General features: G+C 71.4%; 17 protein-coding genes, 1 tRNA gene and 1 pseudogene. 6 read left to right on the top strand and 13 right to left on the bottom strand.

The features are described from left to right. Positions 1–472: 472 nt before the first annotated feature. The 4 genes from DXZ73_RS05475 to DXZ73_RS05460 all read right to left on the bottom strand — a co-directional run bounded on the left by DXZ73_RS05475 (position 473) and on the right by DXZ73_RS05460 (position 4,169). A complete protein-coding gene (locus DXZ73_RS05475; protein ID WP_116209889.1) occupies positions 473–1,942 on the bottom strand; it encodes a UDP-N-acetylmuramoyl-L-alanyl-D-glutamate--2,6-diaminopimelate ligase in 1,470 nt (489 codons plus the stop codon). A gap of 553 nt (positions 1,943–2,495) precedes the next feature. Continuing rightward, entirely contained in the window at positions 2,496–3,386 is an 891-nt protein-coding gene (locus DXZ73_RS05470; RefSeq protein WP_116209888.1) for a MerR family transcriptional regulator, read from the bottom strand. Between the two features lie 179 nt (positions 3,387–3,565). Continuing rightward, positions 3,566–3,639: transfer RNA gene (locus tag DXZ73_RS05465), tRNA-Met, on the bottom strand. Positions 3,640–3,716: 77 nt separating this feature from the next. Continuing rightward, the gene (locus DXZ73_RS05460; RefSeq protein ID WP_116209887.1) at positions 3,717–4,169 is read right to left on the bottom strand and encodes a MarR family winged helix-turn-helix transcriptional regulator; all 453 of its coding nucleotides are present in this window, start codon (positions 4,167–4,169) and stop codon (positions 3,717–3,719) included. Positions 4,170–4,231: 62 nt separating this feature from the next. On the opposite strand from DXZ73_RS05460, the gene DXZ73_RS05455 reads away from it, so the two are divergent. Next, positions 4,232–5,116 (top strand): SDR family oxidoreductase, encoded by an 885-nt coding sequence (locus DXZ73_RS05455; RefSeq protein ID WP_116209886.1) that lies wholly within the window; start codon positions 4,232–4,234, stop codon positions 5,114–5,116. A gap of 377 nt (positions 5,117–5,493) precedes the next feature. Further along, positions 5,494–6,276, top strand: a complete 783-nt coding sequence (locus tag DXZ73_RS05450; RefSeq protein WP_240351200.1) for a hypothetical protein — start codon at positions 5,494–5,496, stop codon at positions 6,274–6,276. 113 nt (positions 6,277–6,389) lie between these two features. Here DXZ73_RS05450 and DXZ73_RS05445 read toward each other — a convergent pair whose 3' ends face one another. Then, a complete protein-coding gene (locus DXZ73_RS05445) occupies positions 6,390–7,325 on the bottom strand; it encodes a protease inhibitor I42 family protein (RefSeq protein ID WP_116209885.1) in 936 nt (311 codons plus the stop codon). Positions 7,326–7,592: 267 nt separating this feature from the next. Here DXZ73_RS05445 and DXZ73_RS05440 point away from each other — a divergent pair, with 267 nt between their 5' ends. Both DXZ73_RS05440 and DXZ73_RS05435 read left to right on the top strand, forming a co-directional pair. Further along, entirely contained in the window at positions 7,593–8,864 is a 1,272-nt protein-coding gene (locus DXZ73_RS05440; protein ID WP_116209884.1) for a cytochrome P450 family protein, read from the top strand. Between the two features lie 210 nt (positions 8,865–9,074). Continuing rightward, entirely contained in the window at positions 9,075–10,667 is a 1,593-nt protein-coding gene (locus tag DXZ73_RS05435) for a trypsin-like peptidase domain-containing protein (RefSeq protein ID WP_116209883.1), read from the top strand. A gap of 44 nt (positions 10,668–10,711) precedes the next feature. Here the strand turns inward: DXZ73_RS05435 and DXZ73_RS05430 are convergent, their stop codons facing one another. Both DXZ73_RS05430 and DXZ73_RS05425 read right to left on the bottom strand, forming a co-directional pair. Continuing rightward, on the bottom strand, positions 10,712–11,572 hold the full coding sequence (locus DXZ73_RS05430) for a trypsin-like serine peptidase (protein WP_240351198.1): 861 nt from the start codon (positions 11,570–11,572) through the stop codon (positions 10,712–10,714). A gap of 54 nt (positions 11,573–11,626) precedes the next feature. Then, positions 11,627–12,532 carry an MBL fold metallo-hydrolase gene (locus DXZ73_RS05425; RefSeq protein WP_116209881.1) on the bottom strand — a complete coding sequence of 302 codons (906 nt, stop codon included), beginning with the start codon at positions 12,530–12,532 and terminating at the stop codon, positions 11,627–11,629. A gap of 190 nt (positions 12,533–12,722) precedes the next feature. On the opposite strand from DXZ73_RS05425, the gene DXZ73_RS05420 reads away from it, so the two are divergent. After that, positions 12,723–13,211, top strand: coding sequence for a cytochrome P450 (locus DXZ73_RS05420; RefSeq protein ID WP_116209880.1), 489 nt, complete (start codon positions 12,723–12,725; stop codon positions 13,209–13,211). Between the two features lie 25 nt (positions 13,212–13,236). On the opposite strand, the gene DXZ73_RS05415 is transcribed toward DXZ73_RS05420, so the two are convergent. From DXZ73_RS05415 to DXZ73_RS05390, 6 genes and pseudogenes are all read right to left on the bottom strand, one after another. Next, positions 13,237–14,448 (bottom strand): cytochrome P450, encoded by a 1,212-nt coding sequence (locus tag DXZ73_RS05415; protein WP_116209879.1) that lies wholly within the window; start codon positions 14,446–14,448, stop codon positions 13,237–13,239. Positions 14,449–14,492: 44 nt separating this feature from the next. Beyond that, positions 14,493–15,701, bottom strand: a complete 1,209-nt coding sequence (locus DXZ73_RS05410; RefSeq protein WP_116209878.1) for a cytochrome P450 family protein — start codon at positions 15,699–15,701, stop codon at positions 14,493–14,495. Continuing rightward, a complete protein-coding gene (locus tag DXZ73_RS05405) occupies positions 15,698–18,823 on the bottom strand; it encodes an amino acid adenylation domain-containing protein (RefSeq protein ID WP_116209877.1) in 3,126 nt (1,041 codons plus the stop codon). The genes DXZ73_RS05410 and DXZ73_RS05405 overlap by 4 nt, the downstream gene beginning before the upstream one ends. A gap of 69 nt (positions 18,824–18,892) precedes the next feature. Continuing rightward, positions 18,893–19,363: a pyridoxamine 5'-phosphate oxidase family protein gene (locus tag DXZ73_RS05400; protein WP_116209876.1), complete on the bottom strand. Its 471-nt coding sequence runs from the start codon at positions 19,361–19,363 to the stop codon at positions 18,893–18,895. A 286-nt stretch (positions 19,364–19,649) separates the two neighbouring features. Continuing rightward, on the bottom strand, positions 19,650–21,335 hold the full coding sequence (locus DXZ73_RS05395; RefSeq protein WP_116215427.1) for an MFS transporter: 1,686 nt from the start codon (positions 21,333–21,335) through the stop codon (positions 19,650–19,652). Between the two features lie 207 nt (positions 21,336–21,542). Next, a pseudogene (locus DXZ73_RS05390) lies at positions 21,543–22,442 on the bottom strand (aminoglycoside phosphotransferase family protein). 130 nt (positions 22,443–22,572) lie between these two features. On the opposite strand from DXZ73_RS05390, the gene DXZ73_RS05385 reads away from it, so the two are divergent. Continuing rightward, entirely contained in the window at positions 22,573–23,799 is a 1,227-nt protein-coding gene (locus DXZ73_RS05385; RefSeq protein ID WP_116209875.1) for a glycosyltransferase, read from the top strand. The last annotated feature ends 333 nt before the right edge of the window (positions 23,800–24,132 follow it).

Genomic DNA, 24,132 nt, shown 5'->3' with positions numbered 1-24,132 from the left:
AGCAGGACGGGGAGCCGCCCCCCTCTGCTCATTCAGCCATGGACGGCCCTTTGGACTGGGCCATCGAACTGAAACGGAAGCCGGGCAGCGAAGACGTTGCCGTACAACTCCTTGACGGCGTCCTCGATGCCCTCGGCGCCGACCGGGCCCTCGCCGACACGGTCCGGCACATCACCGCACGGGCTTGCCGGTTCGTCGCAGAGCACAGCACCCGGCCGTACTACGCACTTCTCGTCACCCTCACGACGGCACACTGCACATTGACCTGCTCCGACCACCAGGACCCCATGCACACTCGACTCCGCCCGCAACCGTCCTTCATGGCGCCCCCCGACGAGATCGCGCTGCTCCGCGAACTGACGGCAAAAGGCCCCGGAATCGCAATTCCCGACCTCCTGATACAGAAGGCGCCATACGTAGCCGTACATGTCTCCTGCCGGACCGGTTCCCGCGCACAGCCGTCACGAGCGGTTCACGCTGCGGCAAGTTCGTGAACCACTGTCATGTCGTCGAAGGGGAGCAGGCGGTCGCCGACGATCTGGTGGGGTTCGCTGCCCTTGCCCGCGACGAGCACGATGTCGTCCGGTTCCGCGGCGGCCAGCGCGTACCGGATCGCTTCGCGGCGGTCGGCCACCCGGTGGAAGGGGGTGCCGGAGAGGGCGAGGCCCGGAGCGATCTGGTCGAGGATGGCTTCGGGGTCTTCGTCGCGCGGGTTGTCCGAGGTGACGACGCACAGGTCGGAGTAGTTCCCCGCGATCGCGCCCATCGGGGCGCGCTTGGTGGTGTCCCGGTCGCCGCCGCAGCCGAAGACGGTGATCACCCGGCCGGTCGCGAAGCCGCGGATCGTGGCGAGGACCTTCTCCAGGGAATCGGGTGAGTGCGCGTAGTCCACGATCACATGGACGCCCCGTGGAGTGCGGTGGCGCTCGAACCGGCCGGGGGCGGGCGCCATCCGGTCCAGGGCGTCGACGAGAGCCGGGAGCCCGTGGCCGAGCAGGTGGCACGCCGCGAGGGCGGCCAGCGCGTTCGCGACGGAGAAGCGGCCGGGCACCGGGATCGCCGCGGGGTATTTGCGCCCGTCGTAGTGGAGGGTGAAGCGGCATCCCGCGGCGTCCACGGTGAGGTCGGTGGCCCGGTAGTCGGCGGGCGCGTCCAGGGCGTACGTGGTCGTCGTGCCGGGCATCAGGGCCAGGATCTCGGCGCCGACGGGGTCGTCGGCATTGACCACCGCGCGGCCGCACAGCCCGTCGAAGAGCCGCAGTTTGGCGTTCTTGTAGCTCTCCATGGTTCCGTGGTCGTCGAGGTGATCCGGGGTCAGGTTGGTGAAGACGCCGACGTCGACGAACACGCGGTCCAGCCGCCGCTCCAACAGCCCCATGGACGTGGCCTCCAGGACCACCGTGCCCGTGTGCCGGTCGCGCATGTGGCCGAGCAGATATTGCAGGTCCGGCGCGTTCGGGGTGGTCAGCACCGACCGCGGCATGACGATCCGCTCCCCGCCGATCCGGCTGCCCGAGGTGCCGATGACCCCGACCCGCGCGGTTTCGGCGGTCCGCAGGATCGACTCGACCATGTACGAGACGGACGTCTTGCCGTTGGTGCCCGTGATCGCGACGACGTCCATGGCCCGGCCCGGGTCGCCGTGATAGCGGGAAGCCGCGACCGCGGTGGCCGCCCGGATGTCCGCGACCCGCACCACGCACGGACCCCCGGGCAGCCCCGGCGGTGGGACGTCGCCGGCGATGAGCACGGCCACCGCTCCTCGTCGGACCGCCTGCTCGATGCGCCCGGGGCCGCCTTCCCCATGTCCTGGGACCGCGATGTACAGGGATCCGGGCATCACCCGGTGGGCGTCGAACGTCATGTCCGCGGTGATCGGAGTCTCCGGGTCGCCCTGGAGTACGCGGTGGTCGTGCCCGTCGAGCAGTGCGCTCAGTTTCACGGCTGTCCCCTCGGAAGCGGTCGGCGGCGCACTGCGCGTGTCCCGGCCTCGCGGCAGGGGTGACGGTGAACCGGAACCGCGTTGTCGACCACGGCCCGGCGGCGCCGGGGCCGTGCTGACCGGCCGGGTGCCGTCCTCTTCTGCGCGGTGCGGGGCACGTGCGGCAAGGGGCCGGGCGGTCGGCGGCGTTGTGCGGGCGAGCGGGCCCCACAGGGGGATATCTGCGTGCGAGCCGAAGGGCCGGACCGGCCGGGCGTCGCTACCTGGCGCACCGCGCGACCGGTTCCGGGCCGGACCCCTTTCCTGGGCCGACCGGATTCCGGGTGGCCGGACCCGCTGGTCCGGCTCGGAGGCTGTGTTCAGGTGGCCGGGCGGAGCAGGGACCTGCCCGACACCCCTGCAGTGTATGTCCAGCAGCGGGGCACGGCGCCCGGCACGGCACGGCACGTACCGCCCGTACGGACGGGTGGGCGGATCTCCAGGATGGTCGCGGTGCTCGCCACCGCGTGCCGCCGTGCCTCGGACAAGGGCTTTCGCGCCTTGCCCACCCGGATCACCCGCGCGCGTCGTCCCGGTGCGAGGGCCCGGGCGGAGCGCACTGCCCGGTGGCCTCGTGCTCCTGCGCGATCTGTTCGCCCAAGAGCTCACCGATCAGTTCCGCGATCCGCAGCTCCACCGGCGTCGCCTCGGACGGAAGGCGCAGTGCCTCGTCCATGGCGGGCCAGCGGACCTCGCCCGTCTCCTCGTCGACCTCGATCGGCGCGTGGTGCTCGTCATGGTCGATCCCGGCGGCGCGCTCGGCGTCCTCCATGGCCTGATAGTGGGCGACGTACTGGGCGGCGAGATCCCCGATGCCCGGATCGTCCGGGCCCGAGAGGGCTCGGGCGGCACGGTCGAGACGGTCCTGCTCGGCGCGCAGCGCTTCGTCGGCCGAGAGGACACCGAAGCCCGCGGCCTGCATCGCTGCCTCTTCAGGGCCGAAGAACCGCTCCGTGACCAGCAGCGTGTCGAGCTCGTCCGCGCGCAGCGGACCCGCGCCGACCCGGTCCAGCACCTCGCCCACGGCGGGGGAGAGCAGCCCGACGTCGCTGTCGGCCTGGCGCAGGCGCCGCAGGACCGCGCGCTGGGAGCGGATGGCGGCCTCCTTCTCCGCGAGGTCTTCCTCGAGGCTGTCGAGGATCGCGCGCCGGCCCCGGACGTCATCGGCCGTGAGCACGGTGCGGATGCCGTCCAGGCTCAGCCCGGCCTCGGTCATCCGCCGGATCCACAGCAGACGCACGATGTCCTCGTAGCCGTAGCGGCGCCGGTCGTCGCCGCCGCGCCCGGGTTCCGGGAGCAGCCCGACCTGGTGGTAGTGCCTGATGGCACGGGGCGTGGTGCCGGCCAGGGCGGCGGCCTCGCCGATCTTGACGGTGAGGGGTGGCGTGGGGGTGCTGAATGTCATCGGAAACTCCGCCTTTCGCTCGCAGCCCCACAACAGCACATGCCGCTACGTCACGTGCAAACGATCAGCGCCGTACCCGCCGCCGTGGCATCGCGTTCACGGAACCCCGTGCCGGCCGTGCCAGCCGTGCCGGCACGCAACGAAGGCCCGACAGCCGAGCTGCCGGGCCTTCATGCGAGTAGCGGGGACAGGATTTGAACCTGCGACCTCTGGGTTATGAGCCCAGCGAGCTACCGAGCTGCTCCACCCCGCGTCGGTACGGTGAACAGTACGGCATCGAACCGGTGGGGCCGAATCGTCGTCATCGGCCGCATGCCGCGGGCCCTGGGGTCAGGACGCCTTGAGCTTGGCCCAGACCCGTTCGAGTGCCTCGATGTCCTCGTCGTCGAGGCGGTCGTCGAAGGGTTCGGCCAGCGCCGCCCGCCGTGTCGCGTCCGCCTCGGCGAAGGCGCGTCGACCGGCCTCGGTCAGGGCGATCCGTACGGAACGCGCGTCTGTCGGCGAGGGCACTCGCTCGGCCAGTCCCCGGCCGCTCAGCGAATCGACCACCCGGGAGACCTGGCTGCGGCTGAGCAGCGTCTTCGCGCCGAGCTCCGACGCAGCGACCGGCTCGTCCTGGCCGCTGAGCCAGAGCATCACCTCGAACCAGGAGAGCGGGAGGTCGTGGGCCCGTATCAGCGCCTGGTCGACCCGTGCGCTGAGAGTGGTCCCGGCCCACACCAGGCCGTAGAAGGCGTGGTCGCGGGCGGTGAGGGAGCCCAGGGTGAGTTCGTTGCGCGCCATGAGGTGAAGTTTAGTCACTTGCGTGTGTGTACACACAACTCTATTGTGTGTACACACACGCAATGCACGCACGTCAAGGAGACCTTGTGACCGACAGGACCGTTCTCATCACCGGCACATCCTCGGGCATCGGCCTCGCCACCGCCGTGGGCGCGGCGCGGGCCGGCTGGAAGGTCGTCGCGACGATGCGTGACCCGCGCAAGGCGGACGCCCTGCTGAAGGCCGCGTCCGAGGCGGGCGTCGCCGATCGGGTCCGGGTCGAACGGCTGGACGTGACCGACGCGGAGTCCGTCACCGCCTGCCTGGCGGAGGCCGTCGCCGAGCACGGCCGCCTGGACGCCGTGGTCAACAACGCGGGCGCGGGTCACCTCGGTACCGTCGAGCAGGACGACATGGCCGCTATCCGTCGTGCGATGGAGGTCAACTACTTCGGCGTCGTCGAGGTGACGCGCGCCGCGCTGCCGCACCTGCGCGCGTCGCGCGGCCGCCTCGTCACCGTGACGAGCGTCGGCGGGGTGATCGGCCAGCCCTTCAACGAGGCGTACTGCGCCGCGAAGTTCGCGGTGGAGGGCTTCATGGAGTCGCTGGCCCCGGTCGCGGCAACTGTCGGCGTGGACGTGAGCGTGGTCGAACCGGGCGCGGTCGCCAGCGAGTTCGTGGCCGCCCTGGGGGTCGACATCCCGGCGCTGGTGGCCGCGGCCGGCCCGTACGCCCCCGCGCTCCGGGCCTACATCGCCCGCACCCAGCAGTCCTTCGGCAACGCCCAGACCCCGGCCGAGGCCGCCGCCGCGGTCATCGACGCGCTGACCGCGGAGCGGCCGGCGTTCCGGGTCCAGACCTCCGACTGGGCCCGCGACTTCACGGCCACCAAGCTCGCCGACCGGGACGGCTCGGCCGTCCAGTCGCTGATGGCCACCTGGGTGGAGGCCGAGGAGCTCGGCGGCTGAGCCTGTTGCGTCGACGGCTTCGGTGGCCGCGGCTCGGGCGGGGCCACCAGCCCGGGGCAATGTGTGCGGGCCAGGCGCGTTCGGACCACTACCTCAACCATCGCGTCGGCACGCTCCCCGACGTCCAGGCCGTGGAGACAGCCCCCGTCCTCCGCGAGGTCAAACGTCTCGTCCACGGTGTCCACTCCAACAGCGATGGATCCACGGTGAAGTGGCGGAATAGAAAACGTCTATCCGGGTGAAGGGATTTTCCGGGATAAGCGGAGGGGGTTTTGCCATTCATTGGTTCTCCGCCGCCACCTCACTGCAGCAGCCTGAATCCGCGGGGGTGACCGGACCGCATATTCCCAATTCCTCAAGGATCGCAGGTAATGCTCATGGCAACGATGAAGCCCTGGAAGGCACACGGCGGGCGGACGCTGTTCGCAGGTGCCGCCGCAGCCGTCGTTCTCGGCTCCGCCGCATTTCCCGCCGCGGCCGCCGACGAGCCGACCACCGACCAGCTCATGGCCGACTGCGCCAGCGGCACCGGCAAGTGCACGTTCAACAACCCGGTGGTCAAGAAGGCCTACCTCGGCGACTACCACCAGGTGTCCGACACCCTCTACAACTGCAGCACGTCCCCCGCGACGCAGGGGCTGAGCTGGTCGGACTCCGTGGGATCGTCGGACTCGCTCGAGGTCTCCATCACGAGCGGCGGCAAGATAGCGGGCATCGTGGACCTGAGCGTCACCGCGAAATACGGGCACACCTGGAGCACCGAGCACTCGGACGGCGGCAACCTGGGCATGACGGTCCAGCCCGGCGAGGTGGGCTGGATCTCCCGGGCCCAGGTCATGCACCAGGTCGACGGCAGATGGCAGACCCACTACGACAACCCGCACTGGGGCCACTACTACTGGTTCTGGGACGACACCATCACCAGCCCCGCGCCGAATGACACCGACGGGGTCAAGAGCGCCGTGGTCGTCAAGACCCGCCCCATGACCGCCGACGAAAAGGCGTCGTGCGGGGCCCGGAACGCGAAGGTGTTCACCTCGGCCACCAAGGTGGAAGTCCCCCATCAGAAGGCGCCGGGCTCCGGCACGGGGAAGTCCACGCCCATCCCCGGCGACAACGGGACCGCCGCGGTGAATGAGGAAAAGAAGGAAGGCAAGTGAGCGTGCGCCGAGTTCGGTGAAAGGGAGTTTTGAACGGCCGTCGGCCTGCCGCATCCCATGGATGCGGCAGGCCGACGGCGCGGCAGGACCCGGAATTCCGCCGGGCTCCTCGCTCAGCCTCCGCAGATGGGTGAGACGTCTCCCCAGCCGACGAACACGGCATAGCCGTCGCAGCCACCGGGGTGGTGGGAGAAGTGGTACTGCAGGCGCCAGGGAGGCGTCCCCATCGGCTTCACGAGCGAGACATAGCGGAACGCCTCGTCGTGGTCGGCTTCCTGGAGCCGGTCGTACGCCTGGGCGGGCGTCATCGTGACCTTCTCGTCGATCGGCAGGGCACCGATCCACCTGCTGCCGTGCTTGGTGATCGACCCGAGCGTGCCGTCGAGGTCTCCGCTGATCTCCACGGAGGAGTTGTCACGGTTGTTGAAGACGAACCGCCAGTGCGTCACGTCGGCCATGTCCCGGGTCGGCCCGCTCGGCGCGTTCCCCTCCGCGACCATCAGCACCGCTTGTGGATACGAGGCGCGGACCCGGGCCGTCGCCCGGTCGATGAGACCGAGGAGGGACAGCTCGGCCGGAGCGGCCCGGACCGCCTGGCGCGTCGGCTCGTCCACCGTGAAGGTCACCTTCCACGGGATCACGATCTGCGGACAGAAGTAGCCGGGTTCCGGGATGCACCGCTGGTACGCCTCGATCTCGGCGGTACCGGGCCGTACCGCGCGGAACGTGGCCGTCGCGTTGCCGTCCCGCGACGTACCGGCCGTCGTGCGGTCGAAGACCTGGGAGCCGCTCGTCGTGGGCACGCTCCACGCCCATGTGGCGCCCTCCGAGCGGGAGCCCGTCAGCTCCACTCTGACGCCGTCATCGGTCCGGACGTTCAGCGTGCGGCCGTTGTCGGCGTTCCTGAGCGTGACGTCGACCGCCGGATGCGGGCCCGGCGCGGGGGGAGCGGCCGAGGCGGCGGGCGCCGTGGCGACGCTCAGCGCCATGCCCACCGCGAGCGGAACTGCCAGGAGCGCGGCGGACCTGAGGGGCTTCGGAGTCTTCATGGGCATCCGTCCTCGAGTTCTTCAGGAGTCTGAACCGCCCCAACGCTGCTCTTCCGGAACGGAGTTGTCCGTACCAATTCGCGTCATCCGGGGAGCCGGGAACCCTGGCCGGTCGTGGCCGGTCGGTATCAAGCCGCTGCCCGCGAGCGGTCGGCTGTGGGCGCAGCGCGTGATGGCCGGGCGGCGTGAGCGCGTGGCCGTGCGGGGTACGGACAGGGTGGGTCACTACCCGCACCCCGCAGTCACCCACGTCCCGAGGAGCCTCAGATGCAGGACCGATCCGACGCACCGCACCGCCTCGACGTGACCGGAGCCGGCCAGCACGCGGCCAACGAGCGGCTGCGCGCGCGGGGCCCGGTCGTGCCCGTGGTGCTGCCCGGCGACGTCGCCGCCGTGGCGGTCACCCGGTACGAGGAGTTGAAGGAGTTCCTCGCCCACCCCGAAGTCGCCAAGAACGCCCGCCACTTCACGGCACTGCGCGAGGGCGCCATACCGCCGGGGTGGCCGCTGGCCACCTTCGCCACCGTCGAGGGTATGACCACCGCGGACGGGGACGACCACCGGCGGCTGCGCGGGCTGGTCACCCAAGTCCTCACCCCGCGACGCATCGAAGGACTGCGGCCCCGTGTCGAGGAATTGACGGCCCGGCTGCTGGACACGCTGGGCCGGGCCGCGCCCTACGGGGGCACGGACGCCGCGGCGGCGGTCGACCTGCGCGAGCACTTCGCCCTTCCCCTGCCCATGGCCGTCATCAGCGAGCTGCTGGGCGTCGACCCGGACCTGCGGGACGGACTGCACCAGTTGTCGACTCTGATCGTGAGCACCACGACCACCCCGCAGCGGGCCCTGGCCGTCAACCGGGACATGGCCGACGTCCTCGCCCTCGTCGTCGCCCGCCGCCGGGCGGCCCCGGGCGACGACCTCACCAGCGCGCTCCTGGCCGCGCAGGCCGAGGACAGCGACCGGCTCACCGACCGCGAACTGGTCGGCACCCTGCTGCTCATGGTCGTCGCGGGACACGAGACCACGCTCAACCTGATCACCAACGCGGTACGGGCGCTGTGCGCGTACCCGGAGCAGCGAGAGCTGGTGCGCACGGGAAAGGCCGACTGGGCGGACGTGGTCGAGGAGACCCTGCGCTACGACAGCCCGGTGAGCTTCTTCCCGTTCCGCTATCCGACCCGCGACCTGACGGTCGGTGGCACGGTCATTCCCCGGGGCACCCCGGTGCTCGCCTCGTACACCGCCGCCGGCCGCGACGAGCGGGCGTACGGCCCCGACGCGGCCCGCTTCGACATCACCCGGCGCCCCGCGGCCCGCCACCTCTCCTTCGGCCACGGCCCGCACTATTGCCTGGGGGCACCGCTGGCCCGGCTGGAGGCGACGATCGCCCTGAGGGCGCTCTTCACCCGCTACCCGGACCTCGGGCTCGCCGTCCCCGACCACGATCTTCCGCCGCACCCCAGCTTCGTGGGAAACAGTGCGGAGGTGCTGCCGGTGCGGCTTCGGCCGACCGGAATCCCGGCCCACCGCTTTTGAGCCGATCGCGGCGCCACACGGCAGCCCGGGCCACGCACAGTGATCACGCGGGCACCCATGGAGCGCGGCTCATCCCGCGAAAGCCCCTGCCCGTACGGCCCGTTGATCGCTGTGCGTACATGACCGAAAGCGGAACCCTCCCCTCGTAGGCGATCGAAGCCTCTGCGAAAGTCGGGGCATCCACGGAGTCGCCGATCATGGAGGACCGCCTTGAGAGACGCCTTTCTTCCCCGTGTTCTCGGCCGAATACGCGGCCCGTTGGCCGTGGGCGCCTGCGGCGTCGTCGCCGCGGGGCTGATCTACGGAGGCCAGGCGCAGGCCGTGCAACTGCCGCGGGCCGATGTCCGGGCCGGCGCGCAGGCGGACCCGGAGGACGCACCGCTCATCGACTCCGGCTCCGCCGCCGGCCGGAAGTTCCGTTCGTCCGGCCGTCTCGTCGGGGGCGGCGGCACCACCTGCACGGCGACGCTCGTCCACGCCTCGGGCAAGCCGGACCCCGGCGCCAAGGCGCTCGTCCTGAGCAACGGGCACTGCGTCAGCGACACGATGAAGACCAATGAGGTCGTCGTCGACCAGCCCGCGGGGCCCGACTGGAGCTTCACCCCCGCGTATTTCCACGACAACACCGCCGAGCACAGGACGTTCCCCGTCGAGCGCGTCGCCTACGCGACGATGAAGGGCATCGACGTCTCGGTGCTCCGGCTCTCCGCCACCTACGGCGAGCTGGCCCGGCTGAACGTGACGCCCCGCACGCTCGCCGCCGCCCGTCCCGCTCCGGGCACCCCGCTGCAGGCGGCGCATGCCCCGACCGACGGTGTGGACCCCGACCGGCGGTATCTGCGGCTGTCCGCCTGCAAGGCGACGGCGTCCTCGGTCGCCCTGCACGAATACACCTGGCTGTGGCGGGACTTCACCCGCACCGACTGCCTCGGCATCAGCGGCGGCTCCTCCGGCGGCCCCGTCACCACCGCGAGCGGCGAGCAGATCGTGGGCATGCTCAACACCGTGTCCACGCCCGGCTACCTCGGCTGCGGCCTCGGCCGCCCCTGCGAGGGCGGCGCGTCCGGGCTGGTGGTTCCCAAGGACAACACCGTCTACGCGACACCGGTCGACGCGGTCGCCTCCTGCCTGGACGGTACGGGCCTGCGGCTGGACCGGAACGGCTGCCGGCTCGACCGGGGCGAGCAGGCCGACGTCGCCTCGTCTGGGCAGCACACGCAGAGCAACACCCCGCAGGGCCCCGCCCGCTGGGACGCCCGCGTCACACCGCGCAAGGACGCGCACCACGCGTACGCCGCCTTCAAGACCGGCCCGTTCGGCGCCGTCGACTGCACCGACCCGCGCGGCTACACCCGGCCCCGGCCCCTGCCCGCCACGGGGCTGGCGTACACCGAACTCCTGCCCGGGCACGACAACCTGTACGTGCTGTGCGCCGTCGGCGGACCGGATGCCCACCTGGGCGGCGCCGAGTGGGCGAAGTCGCTCGCGCACCCGTCGTACGCCTACGCGCGCGTCGACAACACCCCGCCGACCGTGGCTCCTCAGGCCGACATCCAGCAGTTCGGCACCGGAGCGGACTCCACGTACTGGGTGCGTCCCGTCTACATGCCGTGGGAGATCACCTCGTACAAGATCAAGTACGGGCCGAAGGCCGGCACCGACTGCTCCGACCCGGAGGGCTACCGGCCCTACCTGGGAGTGCCCGCGACCCTGAAGGGTTCCGAAGCCCCCTGGACGTACTGCGCCATCGGCTACGACAACGCCGACAACCCCACACCGCCGTCCGCCTTCACCATCGGGTAGGCGCTGCCCCCTCCACGGCTCCGGCCAAGGCGCGGGGGGCCGGATCAGCCCCCCGCGCCGACGGCCTTGTCGTAGAGGGCCTTGATGGCGTCGTTGAAATAGGGGCTGTAGGAGGTGTCGTCGGTGTCCCCGCCCGCCTGGTAGCCGCCGATGACGCCGATCACGTCACCGGTGTGGGTGGCGCGGTCGAAATTGGCCAGCCAGGGGCTGCCACTGGTGCCGCCGCTGTAGCCGGTGCAGTCCACCTTCATCTGGTCCGCCTGGAACTTCGTGGCCTTGTTGACGCACGAGATGGGGTCCTCGCCGCTCGACGGGTAGCCCGTGATCCGGACGTGCTTGTCATAACCGGCGTTGTAGCCGAAGCGGTTCGCTCCCAGCATGTCGGCGATGCGTCTGCCGCCCAGTTTGCCGACGATGACGAAGCCCACGTCGTAGTCGGGGTCGGAGGACTGCGCCCAGTGGTTGTCCACCAGCATCTTGCTGACGGGCCAGATGCCGTTGGGGGACTGCCCATTGCGGTAGCCGGGCACGAAGGCCAGATCGGTCTGGTAGCCACCGCCCTTCCCGGCATGGATGCAGTGGGCCGCCGTGATGACGATGGACTTCCCCGGGCTGTCCACGACGCTGCCGGTGCAGAAGTGGTCACCCGTCCCGTCATGACCGAACACCGCGCCCACTCGGGCGTTCGATTCGGTCGGCGGTGGCGTACGGGAGACCCCGGGCTGGCGGTGGAGCGGACGGGCGCCCTCCATCCGGCTGGCTGTCCACTCGTCCGGGTAGGACGCCGCCGGGGACGGCGAGGCCGAGGCAGCGCCTCTCTCTTCCGGCGCGCTGCCGCTGGAGCAGCCCGAGACGATGGCGAGTACGGCCAGAACGATGACTGCCACAGCGGGACGTCGACGCATGGCGGGATTTTAGGGCACCGCCCGAGGCGAACACGCTCGCCGCTCCCTGACGCCTCAAAGGGAGGGAACGAGCCGGTACGAGTCGCCTCGGGATGTCACCCGGCCGCCGGTGGGTGAGGGGAAGTGCGTGCCGAGCAGCAGGGTGTCGGTGTCGGCCAAGGAAGAGAGCAGGCGGCGCCGGGTGGATGCCGCCTGGCGGGGGTCGGTGTCCACGCAGCTGTCGATCCCGGGGTCGTGCAGTTGCACGGGATGGTGGATGCAGTCGCCGGTGATCAGGGCGGTGGCGGTGCCACTGCGGAGCTCCACGGAGATGTGGCCGGGGGTGTGCCCCGGGGTGGGGATCAGACGGACGCCGGGTGCGACCTCGGTGCCCTCCGCCGGGACGTCGACGAGGTGGAGGAGGTCGGCGTCCTTGACGGGGTGGACGGAGTCCCGGAACATCTGGCGCCGCGCATCGTCCATCTCCGCCGTCGCCCAGTGGTTCCACTCCGTCCGGGCCGTCAGGTAGCGGGCGTTGGGGAAGGTGGGCTTCCACAGGCCGCCGTCCGCGCGGGTGTTCCACCCGACATGGTCGGTGTGGAGGTGCGTGAGGATCACGAGGTCGACGGTCTCCGGTGCGAAGCCGGCGGTGGTCAGGCGCGTGAGGTAGTCGCTGTCGAGGTTGTCCCACGCGGGGTTGGCGCGCGTCTTGCCGTTGCCGATGCCGGTGTCGACGAGGACGCGCAGCCCGTCCACCGAGAAGGCGAAGCTGTGACTGGCCAGGCGCAGGGTCCCGGCGTCGTCTGCGAAGTCGGGCCGCAGCCAGGGAGCTCGGGCCACCACGTCCGGGCCGGCTGCCGGGAGCAGCCAGGAGCCGGTCTGCGAGGGCAGGGGCACTTCGTCGACGCGGTGGATGCCGAGGTCTCCCAGGCGCCAGGTCGGGGGCGCGGGGATGGGTGAGGGTGTCGGGTGGCCGTGCATCGGGCGCCTCTTTCCTTAAGGCTATGTGTTTGCTTTAGGTGACGCTAGCCCCTGGCGGCGGCTAAAGCAAACATTTCGCTTTAAGCTGGCGTCGTGAGTCCCAAGGCCATGGCCCGGCCGCGCTCAGTGTGCGGGCTGTTCGGTCAGAGCGTCGATGAGGTCTCGTACGACGGGTTCGGCGGAGTGAGGGGTGAACCGTCGCCGGTACTGGTGGGCGAGGCCGGGAGGCAGGCTGCCGACCAGGGCGAGGGCGCGGTTCCGGGAGTGCGTCGCGGATCCGGAGCTGTGGCCCAAGGCGGTGGAAGAGGTCCTGCGCTACCACCACAACGGAGTCCTCGGCATGCCCCGCATCGCCACCAGGGACGTCACACTGCACGGTGTCACGATCCGTGAGGGGGAAGGCGTCTGCTGCCCCATGCTGGGAGCCACCCACGACCCCGCGCACTACCCCGACCCCTCCCGCTTCAACATCCACCGCACCACCGACGCCTCGGCCACCTTCGGCGCAGGCCCTCACTTCTGCCTCGGCGCCCCGCTCGCCCGCCTCTTCCTGCACACCGCCTACCGGGCCCTGTTCACCCGCTTCCCCGGCCTCGTCCTCGCCGTCCCCGAGCGTGAGATCCCCTGGGAGGACAACCTCCTCTTCACCAGACCCGCGAGCCTCCCCGTCGCCTGGTGACACCCGGAGGGCGTGGGATCCGTGCTCACCACGTCACCGGAATACCGGCGGGCATGATCGCCATGCGGTTGGGGTGCCAGGGCACCTCCTCCGCCGGTACCGCGAGACGGATGTCCGGCAGGTGGTCGAGCAGGACGCGGAAGGCGGTGTCGGACTGGCTGCGCACCAGATGGGCGCCGGGGCAGTGGTGGCGGCCGTAGCCGAAGCGCATATGGGGGTTGGGGGAGCGGGTGGGGTCGAAGGTGTCGGGGTCGGTGAACGCGGCCGGGTCGTAGTTGACCGCGTCCAGGGAGAGCAGGATCAGGTCACCCTCCTTGACGGCCTCGGTGCCGAGCTTTTTGTCCTCGGTGACGAAGCGCGGGATCGCGTTGCCCAGAACGACACTGCACCGCAGCAGCTCCTCCACGCAGCCCGGCATCGTCTCCGGGCGGGCGCGCACCGCGCTCATCACATCGGGGCGCTGGAGGAGATTGAACACGGCGACCCCCAGGAAGCTGGCGAAGTCCTCGTAACCGCTGACGAAGAGCACCGACCCGATGTTCGACAACTGCTTGTCGTCGAGGCCATGTTGGACCTCGTTGAGGTCCGCGAGGCGGTCCAGCAGGCCGCGCGGCTCCCCGGGGCGGCGGGCGGCCATGTGCTCCTGCACATAGACACGGATCTCCTCCCAGTTACGGGCGAGCTCCTCGTGGGTGGGCGTCACCATCGTCAGATCGAGGTCGGCCCGCGTGGCGAGCCACTCGCGGTCCTCGAAGGGCAGGCCGAGCAGCCGGCACATGCACTGCGCGGCGACCCACTCCGCGAAGTGGCGCTGCAGATCGCCCGGGCCGCCCTCCCGGACCATCGCCTCCAAGCCCTCGCGGGTGACCTCGGCGACCCAGTCGGCGGGCAGGTCCGGCTGGTTGCGTCCGAGCGCCTTGAGCACCTCGTCGCGCAGACCGGCCCCCTGGAGGTGGTTCATGGCGTCCAGCAGCTCGGGCGCCAGGATCGGGGCGTCCTGCCCCGGGCTGTCGGGGTCGCCCAGCACCGACCGGGCGAACGTCCGCTCCCGCAGGATCTGCTGGGTCAGCTCGTAGCCGGTGACCAGCCACGCCTCGCCGCCGGAGTTGGTGCTGACCCGGGCCACCGGGCAGCGGCGCTGGAGATCGCCGAGTTCGGGGGCGAGGCGGTCGCCCCGGGTGCTGAAGGGGTAGTGCGGCAGGGCTTCTTCGGATGCGTGTACGTCCGGTGCGGTCATGTCTTCCGGGCCTCTCTCGTGTGGTGGGCGGGTGGCGGGGCAGGTCACCAGCGCACCGGCAGCCGGGCCGGGGCGCGCAACGGCGTGGACTCGTCCCAGGGGATCGACTCCGCGGGGACGGCGAGTTCGATGTCGGGCAGCCGCTCCAGCAGCACCCGCACGGCTGTGCCGAGCTGCAGCCGGGTCAGATGACCCCCGGTACAGGCGTGCGGCCCGTGCCCGAACGCGATGTGCGCGTTGGGCGTCCGGGTCAGGTCGAGGCTGTCGGGGTCGGCGAACGCCGCCGGGTCGCGGTTGGCGGAGGCGGGGACCGGGACGACCGCGTCACCGGCGCGGATCCGCTGCCCGTGCAGGGTGAAGTCCTCCTCCGCGACGAGGATGTTGATGGCGTTCATCAACGGGACGTACCGCAGCAGCTCCTCCACCGCCGTACCGATCCCCTCGGGGGCATCGCGCAGCTTGCGCATCTGTTCGGGGTGGGTGAGCAGCGCGAGCAGCGCGTTGCCGGTGTGCTGCATATTGGTCTTGTAGCCGGCCATGAGCATGGTGACGACGAAGCTGACGACGTCGTCACGGGTCAGCTCGCTGCCCGCGCGGCGGCTCTCGGCCAGCAGGAGGTGGATGTAGTCCTCGCCCTCTTCCCGCTCCTTGCGGCCGATCAGCTCGGAGGCGTAGTCCTGCAGCGCGTACAGGGCCGCGAGCACCTCCTCCATCGACAGCCCGGCTGCGCCGAGGAGGGTGAGGGTGTGCGGCAGATACACGTCACGGTCCTCGTGCGGCAGCCCGACCGTCTCGCACAGCACCCGCAGCGGCAGCGGCTCGACGTACGCGGCGATCAGGTCCGCCGTGCCGCCCTCGGCCGAGGCCGTCATCGTGTCGATCAGCTCTTCCGCCATCGTCCGGATCCGGGGCTCCATGAACTCCAGCCGGCGCCGGCCGAAGAGCGGCAGCACGGCACGGCGCACGCGCTCATGGTGCGCGCCGGTCATCTCCAGGAACGTCGGCAGACACGGCGGCGGTGCGTCCTCTCCCTCGCGGGGCGGCCAGGCCGAGAGCAGCGGCCGGACGAGCCGGGGATCGGCGAAGGCGGCACGCGCGTCCTCGTAGCGGCTGATCAGCCAGCCCGTCTCGCCGTTGGGCAACTGTGCTTTGACGACCGGTTGCTCATCGCGCAGGCGGGCGTACGCGCACGGCGGGCCCGCGGTGCCCGGTTCGACGTCCGGGACGGGGACGAGTGCTTCGGTGTCGCTCATGCGGTGTGCTCCGTTTCGGACGGGGAGCCGTGCTCCGGCACCGGCCGCCTGATGTAGCCGGAGGAGAAGAAGTACTCCAAGTACCGGTCGAGCAGGGCGGAGTCGACCGGCGGGCAGTGCAGCCCGCTGTCGGCCAGGGCCTCCTCCGCGTTGCGTCGGCCCAGCACCGGGAACGTGCCCTTGACGTACATCTCCTTGACCGACATGTCGGCGTTGCGGCTGCGGTCCACACACAGCGACACGAACGGTGCCGTCGGGCTGGTCGGGTTCCGGCTGACGTGGCGCACCAGCTCGCCCACCCACTGCGCGTACGGCAGCGTCCGCACCTCGCAGCCCGCCGCGCGCATCCGGTCGAGCACGTCCGACAGCATCGCCGGGCGCGGGTTGGTGACGTGGAAGGTCTGCCCGGTGGCCGGGCGGCGCGTGGCGATGTGGACCACGGACTCGGCGAGGTGGTCGACGGGCACGAAGTCCATCGGCAGCTCCATGTCCGGAGCGAGGCCCGTCTCGGCGATCGTCTTGAACAGCGAGCAGATGGCCGTCTCGGTGTTGCACGCACCGTGCACCCTGTCGCCCGTCACCTCGTACGGCCGGTACACGGCGACCGGCAGCCCCTGCTCCGAGGCCTCGCGCAGCACGCCCTCGGCGACCCACTTGCTCTCCGCGTAGCCCATGGTGAGCCCGTCCGCGTGGGCCAGCGGGGCGTCCTCGTCGACCTCGTGCACACCGGCCGTGCCGAAGCCGGCGACGACGGCGACGGTGGAGATGAAGTGCACGGGCACCCGCCGGGGTGCCGCGAGCCGGATGATCTCCCGGGTGCCCTCGACGTTCGCCTGCCGCAACTGCTCATAGGGATAGAGGAAGTTGACGCGGGCGGCGTTGTGCACCACCAGGTCCACACGGCGGGACAGCTCGGCGGCGTGCTCGGGGGACAGCCCGAGGCCGGGCTCCGCCAGGTCCGCGGGGAAGCACTCCACCCGCTGCCACGCGGCCTCGTCCGGGCGCAGACCGTAGCGGGCGAGAGCGTCGCGCACCCGCTGCCCGGCATGCGCACGGCTCGACGCCCGTACGGGGCAGTGGACGCGCGCGGCCGTCGCGCGCAGGAGGCGGTCCAGGAGGAACGCGCCGACGAAGCCCGAGGCGCCGGTGAGGAGCACATCGGCCGGATCGTCCGGGCGCGGGGCCGGGCCCTGCGCGGGCGGCAGCTCGAAGCCGAGCGCGCTCTCGCGGACGAAGTCGACGGTCGGCTCCGGCCGCGCCGTGCCGCCGCCGCGCAGTTCACGTACGGCCGCGGTGAAGCCCTCCAGGGTGGGCGCGGCCAGCAGGGCCCTGATCAGGGTGGAGCCCAGCGCGGCATCGAGACCGAGCACCGCGAGGGTGCGGGTGACGGCCTCCGAGGCGAGCAGGGAGTCGCCGCCGAGGAGGAAGAAGTCGTCCTGCGGGGCGGGGCGCACGCGCAACACCTGCTGCCACACCTCGGTGAGCGCGTCGAGCAGGCCCTCGACCTTCGTCTCGTCCGCTTCTTCGGGGAGCGGGGCGGCGGCCTTCAGCCGGGCGCGGTCGACCTTGCCGCCGCTGGTCACCGGTAGGTGCTCCATGGCCACGAGCGCCGGTACGGCCTGGGGCGGCAGCCAGTCCGCGCAGTACTGGCGCAGGTCGGGCAGCGGCAGGGCGTCGCCGGGGCGGGCGGCGGTGACGTAGGCGGTCAGCGCCCCCGACTCGACCTGGACGACGGCCTCGCCGACCTCGGGGTGGGCCCGCAGGCGGGCCTCGACCTCGTCGAGTTCTATGCGCGCGCCGCGCAGCTTCACCTGGTGGTCGAGCCGACCCCGGTACTCCAACAGGCCGTCGGCGCCCCGTACGACGCGGTCGCCGGTCCGGTACAGCAGCCCGTGCGGCTCGATCGCGGGCAGGCTGACGAACCGTTCGGCGGTCAGCCCCGGGTCGCCGAGGTAGCCCAGGGCCAGGCCGTCCCCGCCGACGTACAGCTCCCCTTCCTCGCCCGGCGCCGCGGGCGAGCCGTCCGGGCGCAGGACGTGGCAGGTGGACGCGCCGAAGGGGCGGCCTATGGGGACGTGCGTGGCGTCGGCGGGCAGCGCGCGCACCACATGGGCGGTGGAGACCACCGAATTCTCGGTCGGGCCATAGAAGTTGACCACCGTGGTGCCGGGGCACGCCGCCAGGACGGCGCGCGTGAGGTGGGGGTCCATCGCCTCCCCGCCGGCCGAGACGAAGCGCAGCCGGGCCAGGGCCTCGGGACGGGTCCGCGCCACGAGGTGGAAGACGCTGGTCGTGAGGTAGGCGACCGTCACACCCTGGGCCCGGAACAGCTCCTCCAGCGCGGTGGGCGAGAGCAGGTCCTCGCGGTCCGCGAGTACCAGGCAGGCGCCGGTGAGCAGCGCGCCCCAGATCTCGATCGTGGAGGCGTCGGAGGACAGGCCGTAGGCGTGCAGCACGCCGTCGCCGGGGCCGGGCGGGGGCAGCTCGCGGTCGGACAGCACCAGGCGGACCACACCGCGGTGCGGGATCGCCACCGGCTTGGGACGGCCGGACGAGCCGGAGGTGAACACCACATAGGCGCAGTCGGCGGCGGAAGCGGCGGTCGTGACCCGGGCGGGGGCCGGGCCCGCGGGAGCGGTGCCGTCGACGGCGTCGAGCTCGACGCGGACGCTCAGCCCGCGCACGCGGCCCGCGCTGCCCGGCAGGACGACGGCCGCGCGCAGCCCGGCGTCCTCCGCCATGGCCCGCAGCCGGGCGGGCGGAAGGTCCTCGTCGAGCGGTACGTAAGCGCAGCCGGCCTTGAGGATGCCCAGCAGGGCGACCAACGCCTCCAGGGAACGGCTGCCGCACACGCCCACCGGCGAACCGGGCTCGACGCCCCGCGCGAGCAGGCGCGCCGCGAGGGCGTCCGAGCGGGCACCCAACTCCCCGTAGGTCAGCGTGCGATCCCCGTGCCGGGCCGCCAGCGCCCGCGGCCGGGCAGCGGCCTGCGCCTCGAACAGCTCCGGAACGCGGTGGTCCCGCGGGTAGTCGCGTATCTCCGGGCCGTACGAAGCCGCTGGGACGGACGGGGCGGATGAGGTAACGGAAGCCGTTCGGACGAAAACGTCGATATCTGCCATGAATTCCTGCTCGCTTCGGGTGCGGGGTATGTCATGTCATCCATTGCCTGACGTGCGTCGTGCGGGGCGTCAGCCGCTCTTGCCGTCCTCGGCGAACTCGGCCGCGAAGGCGGCGAAGTTCGCGGTGCGCCAGTGCTGCGGGCGCATGCGGAAAGTGATGTCGTCCTTGAGCTGATCCGATGTCGCCGTCAGATACGCCCGGGCTTCCTCGGGGTCCAGATAGCGGCGGGCCATGGCCTCGCGCAGGACCGGGTCCACCGGGTCGGTGACCGAGGTGACGGGGCCCTCCACGCTGACGTACCGGTACGGCCGGTTCTCGTCCTGCACGCACAGGCTGAACCGGCCCGCCGCGCGCAGCAGCTGGGCCTTGATCGTCTCCCGGCCGGTCTGCACGACGACCTCCCCGCCGGGCTCGTAGTGGTACCAGACCGGCACGAGCAGGGGCGCGCGGCTGCCTCGGGTGTCGGTGACGCCCAGAACGCCGACGTGCAGGTCGGCGAGGAAGCGTTCACGTTCGTCGTGCGGCATGGTGGGCAGCATGAGTCGGTCTCCCTGTCTCGGTGGTGCTTCTCGGTGGCGCTGTACGCGGTGGAGATCTCCGGGGCCGGACCCGTGCGACGTGACCGTGATCCGACCGATCCGATGGGCGAAATACCCTATAAAACATGCCTGTTGAGGCATTTACTGCCAGTAATCTTGTTATTACGGGCTGTTCAGCTGATGAGACTGGACGTTTCCGCTCCGTCTGTCAACCACCAACATCACGGACCGGCCACCCGGCGTCACGCGAGGGATGAAAACGCCAACTGCCCGTAGCGGCCGACGGCTAGCGGTCCCGGGTCCGGCCGGGCCGGGGGAGCAGGAAGGAGGCCACGAGCGTGACCGCGAGCAGGCCGGCCTCCGCACCCAGGGTGATCTTCATGGTTCCGGCGTAGCCGAGCCTCACCGCAGCCCGGCCTGCCTCGGCGGCAGGGCCGTCCGTCAGCCGACGGCAGGAGTCGGGCGATGTCGCGGGGTCCTTGGACCCGGCGGTCTCCCGCCCGCACTCGCGCAGAGCCACGACGAGCGCGGACCGCTCCGCACCCGTCACCCCGGCCGAACCCGCCCCGGGGGCAACCGTGTCCGCGGCGCCAGCGACCTGGCCGCCGAGCACGGAGAAGAACACCGTGCCCAGCACCGCGACTCCCAGCGCGCTGCCCAACTGCTGCACCGCGGTCAGCGTCCCGGCGGCCGAGCCCGTCTCGTGCGGCTCCACCGCGGCCAGCACCGTATGGAAGAACGGGCCCATCACCAGCCCCATCCCCAGTCCGACGACGGCCAGCGCCGGTGCGCCATGCCACACCGTGACCCGCGCGCCGACGAGTTGGAGCGTGAGCGCGAACGCGCCGGTGCCCAGCGCCATCACCACCACGCCGGTCTGGACGAGCCCGCGGCCGAGCCGGTCGAGCGCCCCCGAGCCGTCCAGTATCTGCACGACGACGAAGCCGACGACGGTCCCCGCAGACCAGGGCAGTACGGCCAGACCGGCTTCGAGCGGTGTGGCGCCGAGCCCCGACTGCAGAAACAGGCTGAGCACCAGTGAGAAACCCGCCACCGCGGCGAACAGCACCGCGCCCGTCACCAATCCGGCCGAGAAGGCCCTCTTGCGGAACAGCCCCGGCACCACCAACGGATCGCCGCCGCGCCGCGCCGTGCGCGTCTCGTACCAGCCGAACAGCCCGAACAGGGCCACCCCGGCCGCCATGGAAGCGAACACCCACACCGGCCAGCCCAGTTCCCGTCCCTGCACGAGCGGGAAGACGACCGGCAGCGCGGCGGCCGAAGCGAGTACGACCCCGACGAGGTCCAGTCGCGCTGTGGCCGTACGGCCCGACTCGGGCAGGAACCGCCACCCGCCGAGCAGCGCGAGCAGCCCGAGCGGCAGGTTGATCAGGAAGACCATGCGCCAGCCGGCCCCGAAGAAGTCGGCGCTCACCAGCCATCCGGCCAGAACCGGGCCACCCACATACGACAGCCCCATCACCGGCCCGTACATCCCGAACGCCTTGCCCGCCTCCCTGCCGTGGAACATCTCCTTGATGAGGCCGAGCCCCTGCGGGATCATCACCGCGCCGAACAGCCCCTGCAGCCCGCGCGAGCCGATCAGCACCCCCGGCGACTGGGCCACCGCGCACAGCAGCGAGGCGACGGTGAACCCGGACACACCGACGAGAAACATCCGCCGACGCCCCACGACGTCCCCCAGCCGCCCGCCGGTGATCAGCCCGACCGCCATCGCCAGCGCGTACGCGGCACCGAGCCACTGCGTCACACTCGTCCCGCCGCCCAACTCGGCGCGGATCGACGGCGCCGCGATGTTGGCCACCAACGCGTCGAGCATGTCCATCGCCTCACCGGCGAGGATCACCCACAGCGCCACCCAACGCCATGTGTACGGCGGTGGCCCGAGCGGCTCGGAGGGTTGGCCGGGGGCGGTGGATACGGCGACGTCGTCAGCGTAGGAGTCGGACATGAGAAGGATCTTGCCCGGGAACATCGGGAAAGAGGCGAACTCGCGTGCTGTTGGCGGGAAAGTGTGCCAACGCATGTCGGTCGATTGGCCGGCAACTGATGGCGTGGTATCGGACTCCGTCGCAGGTGAAGGTCCGGCCATGGCCGATCGGTCACTGAGCGCGGAAACCCCTCGCCCCGCAACCGCGGGCTGCGGTGCCAGGAGGCCTCAGCTCTCTCCCAGCACCGCCCGGATCACGTGCCGGGCGGTGTGCGCCATCGCCGGATTCGTCCTCCGGTAGTACGGCAGCGCGATCAGCGCCTGCGAGAGCGTCCGTCCCCGGCCGCGGTTCCAGGTCGCGTCGTCCACGCCGAGCGCCTCGCGGAAAACCTCTCTTGCACCGGCCGGCAGCAGATTCCACGCAGGGAACAGATCGCAGGCCGGATCACCCACACCCATGCACCCGAAGTCGATCACTGAGGTCAGCCTGCCACGGTCCATCAGAAGATTGCCCGGCATGAGATCGGCATGCAGCCACACAGGCGGGCCGTCCCAGTCCGGGGCCCGCAGCGCGTCCTCCCATGCGGCGGTCGCGGCATCGCAGTCGACGCCTTCCTGCGGGATCCCGCGCAGTTCCTCGATCGCCGCGCGGGTCGACGCGTCGAGCGAGGCGATCGGTCCGCCGCGGTAGGCCTCCGGTGCCTCCGGCAGGGTGATGCTCCGCATCGCCGCCACGAACCCGGCCAGATCCCCGGCCAGCAGCACGGGCTCGCCCAGCGCCCCCGCCTCGGGGTTCTCTCCTGCCAGCCACCGGTATACCGACCACGGTCAGGGATATCCCTCGGCGGGCTCCCCGGCCCCGAGCACCTCGGGGATGGCCGCGGGCAGTCGGGGCGCGAGGCGAGGCAGCCACTGCCGCTCCATCAACGCGTCCTGCGCTCCGCTCTTCACCAGCGGCAGCCGAACGACCATGTCGTCGCCCAGCCGGTACATGCCGTTGACTGTGCCGCCGGACGGAAACCGTTCCACCGCCAGCCCCGCCCACCGGGGGAACTGCCCGGCGATGAGCCGCCGTACGAGGTCGTCGTCGATGGGGTGCTGGCCGGGATGCATCTGTCCTGTGCTCATGGTGCACAGACGACCGCTTTCATCCCCGCATTTCAACCGTATACCGGACGGGGGGACTTGCCGCAAGGCCCCCATAAGGGGCGAAAATCGCTTCTCATGCGCCGAGGGTCCGGCGCGGGACGGGAGCGAGATGCGTTTTCTGTTGTCCACGATCGGGTCGCGCGGAGAGGTCCAGCCACTCGTGGCGCTGGCCGTGCAGCTGAAGGCGATGGGGCACGACGCCGTGGTGTGCGCGCCGCCCGACTTCCATGAATGGGCCGAGTCCCTGGGGGTCGCGTACGTCTCCGTCGGACCCGAGCTGCGCGGGACCGCGAAGCGGAGCGCCGGCGCCGTCCCCACGCCCGAGCAGCGGCGTCGGATGATCGAGGGCACGGTCGCCGAGCAGTTCGAGGCGGTCGGCGCGGCCGCCGAGGGCTGCCACGCCGTCGTGGGAGGCGGAGGGCTGGCGGTCGCCGCCCGCTCGGTGGCCGAACAGCGTGGCATCGGCCACGTCCACGCCGCGTTCGCCCCCGTCACGCTGCCGTCCGCGCACCACGCACCACCCGTCTTCAAGATGCTCGGACAGGAACCGCCGGACGGGCCGGTCGACAACCGCACGCTCTGGGCCGAGGATGCCGCACGCTGGAACACCATGTGGGGCACGGCTCTTGACGCGCGGCGCGCGGCCATCGGACTGCCGCCGGTCGAGGACGTGCGCTCCCACATCCTCACCGGCTCCCCGTGGCTGGCCGCGGACCCGGTGCTGGCACCCTGGCCGGAGCCGTCCGAGCCGTCCGAGCCGTCCGAACTGGACGTGGTCCAGACCGGGGCCTGGATGCTGCCGGACGACCGGCCGCTGTCCGCCGAACTGGAGGCGTTCCTGGATGCCGGCGAGCCACCCGTCTACTGCGGGTTCGGCAGCATGCGTGCGCCCGAGGGCGTCACCAGGACGATGATCGATACGGCCCGCTCGCTCGGACGGCGCGTGATCCTCGCGAGCGGCTGGGCCGACCTGTCACCCGTGGACGACGAGCCCGACTGCCTGTCGATCGGCGAGGTGAACCAGCGGGCACTGTTCCGGCGGGTCGCCGCCGTGGTGCACCACGGCGGCGCCGGCACCACCACCGCCGCCGCGACATCCGGAACACCGCAAGTGATCGCCCCGCAGATGTTCGACCAGTTCTACTACGCCCACCGCGTCGGCCGACTCGGCATCGGCAGCGCACTCCCGCCCGGCGCCCCCACCCCCGACTCGCTGCTCACCGCTCTCCGCCACGCCCTCGATCCCAAGGTGGCGGACAGGGCCCGAACCGTCGCCGGTGACATGCGCACCGACGGCGCACTGACCGCGGCCCGACGACTGATCGAGATGCGGTAGCGGGGGCGAACGCGCCGTCCTGGTCGGACTGTTCGGCGCGGCATCCAGAGCTCTCGGGCAGACCTCCGGTGGGTGTCTTGAAGTAATTTCCGCCCATCGGAGGAATCTCGTGCGAACGCACGCCGGACGCGCGGCGGACGTGCAGGCTGTTCCGCATGACGGGGTGGCGGAGAACAGGGCACGCGGTGATGCTGGCCACGGCTGCCGTGCTCGCGGTGACGGGCGAGGCGGCGGCGGACGACGGGGGCGCGCATGCCGCGATAGGCAACACGGCGGTGGACGCCGTCCTGCACAAGCTCCCGCCTCTGCTGCCGCCACATCCGCCTTCGCATG

This window comes from Streptoverticillium olivoreticuli subsp. olivoreticuli (assembly GCF_003391135.1).
Classification (GTDB): Bacteria; Actinomycetota; Actinomycetes; order Streptomycetales; family Streptomycetaceae; genus Streptomyces; species Streptomyces blastmyceticus.
This window is presented reverse-complemented; position numbering and strand designations above follow the sequence as displayed.

What these genes read in the sequence shown, in the direction of transcription:
- DXZ73_RS05470 (WP_116209888.1), bottom strand. Translation starts at nt 3,386, where the DNA reads ATGACATTCAGCACCCCCACGCCACCCCTCACCGTCAAGATCGGCGAG.
- DXZ73_RS05460 (WP_116209887.1), bottom strand. Translation starts at nt 4,169, where the DNA reads ATGGCGCGCAACGAACTCACCCTGGGCTCCCTCACCGCCCGCGACCAC.
- DXZ73_RS05455 (WP_116209886.1), top strand. Translation starts at nt 4,232, where the DNA reads ATGCACGCACGTCAAGGAGACCTTGTGACCGACAGGACCGTTCTCATC.
- DXZ73_RS05450 (WP_240351200.1), top strand. Translation starts at nt 5,494, where the DNA reads ATGGCAACGATGAAGCCCTGGAAGGCACACGGCGGGCGGACGCTGTTC.
- DXZ73_RS05445 (WP_116209885.1), bottom strand. Translation starts at nt 7,325, where the DNA reads ATGAAGACTCCGAAGCCCCTCAGGTCCGCCGCGCTCCTGGCAGTTCCG.
- DXZ73_RS05440 (WP_116209884.1), top strand. Translation starts at nt 7,593, where the DNA reads ATGCAGGACCGATCCGACGCACCGCACCGCCTCGACGTGACCGGAGCC.
- DXZ73_RS05430 (WP_240351198.1), bottom strand. Translation starts at nt 11,572, where the DNA reads ATGCGTCGACGTCCCGCTGTGGCAGTCATCGTTCTGGCCGTACTCGCC.
- DXZ73_RS05425 (WP_116209881.1), bottom strand. Translation starts at nt 12,532, where the DNA reads ATGCACGGCCACCCGACACCCTCACCCATCCCCGCGCCCCCGACCTGG.
- DXZ73_RS05415 (WP_116209879.1), bottom strand. Translation starts at nt 14,448, where the DNA reads ATGACCGCACCGGACGTACACGCATCCGAAGAAGCCCTGCCGCACTAC.
- DXZ73_RS05410 (WP_116209878.1), bottom strand. Translation starts at nt 15,701, where the DNA reads ATGAGCGACACCGAAGCACTCGTCCCCGTCCCGGACGTCGAACCGGGC.
- DXZ73_RS05405 (WP_116209877.1), bottom strand. Translation starts at nt 18,823, where the DNA reads ATGGCAGATATCGACGTTTTCGTCCGAACGGCTTCCGTTACCTCATCC.
- DXZ73_RS05400 (WP_116209876.1), bottom strand. Translation starts at nt 19,363, where the DNA reads ATGCTGCCCACCATGCCGCACGACGAACGTGAACGCTTCCTCGCCGAC.
- DXZ73_RS05395 (WP_116215427.1), bottom strand. Translation starts at nt 21,335, where the DNA reads ATGTCCGACTCCTACGCTGACGACGTCGCCGTATCCACCGCCCCCGGC.
- DXZ73_RS05385 (WP_116209875.1), top strand. Translation starts at nt 22,573, where the DNA reads ATGCGTTTTCTGTTGTCCACGATCGGGTCGCGCGGAGAGGTCCAGCCA.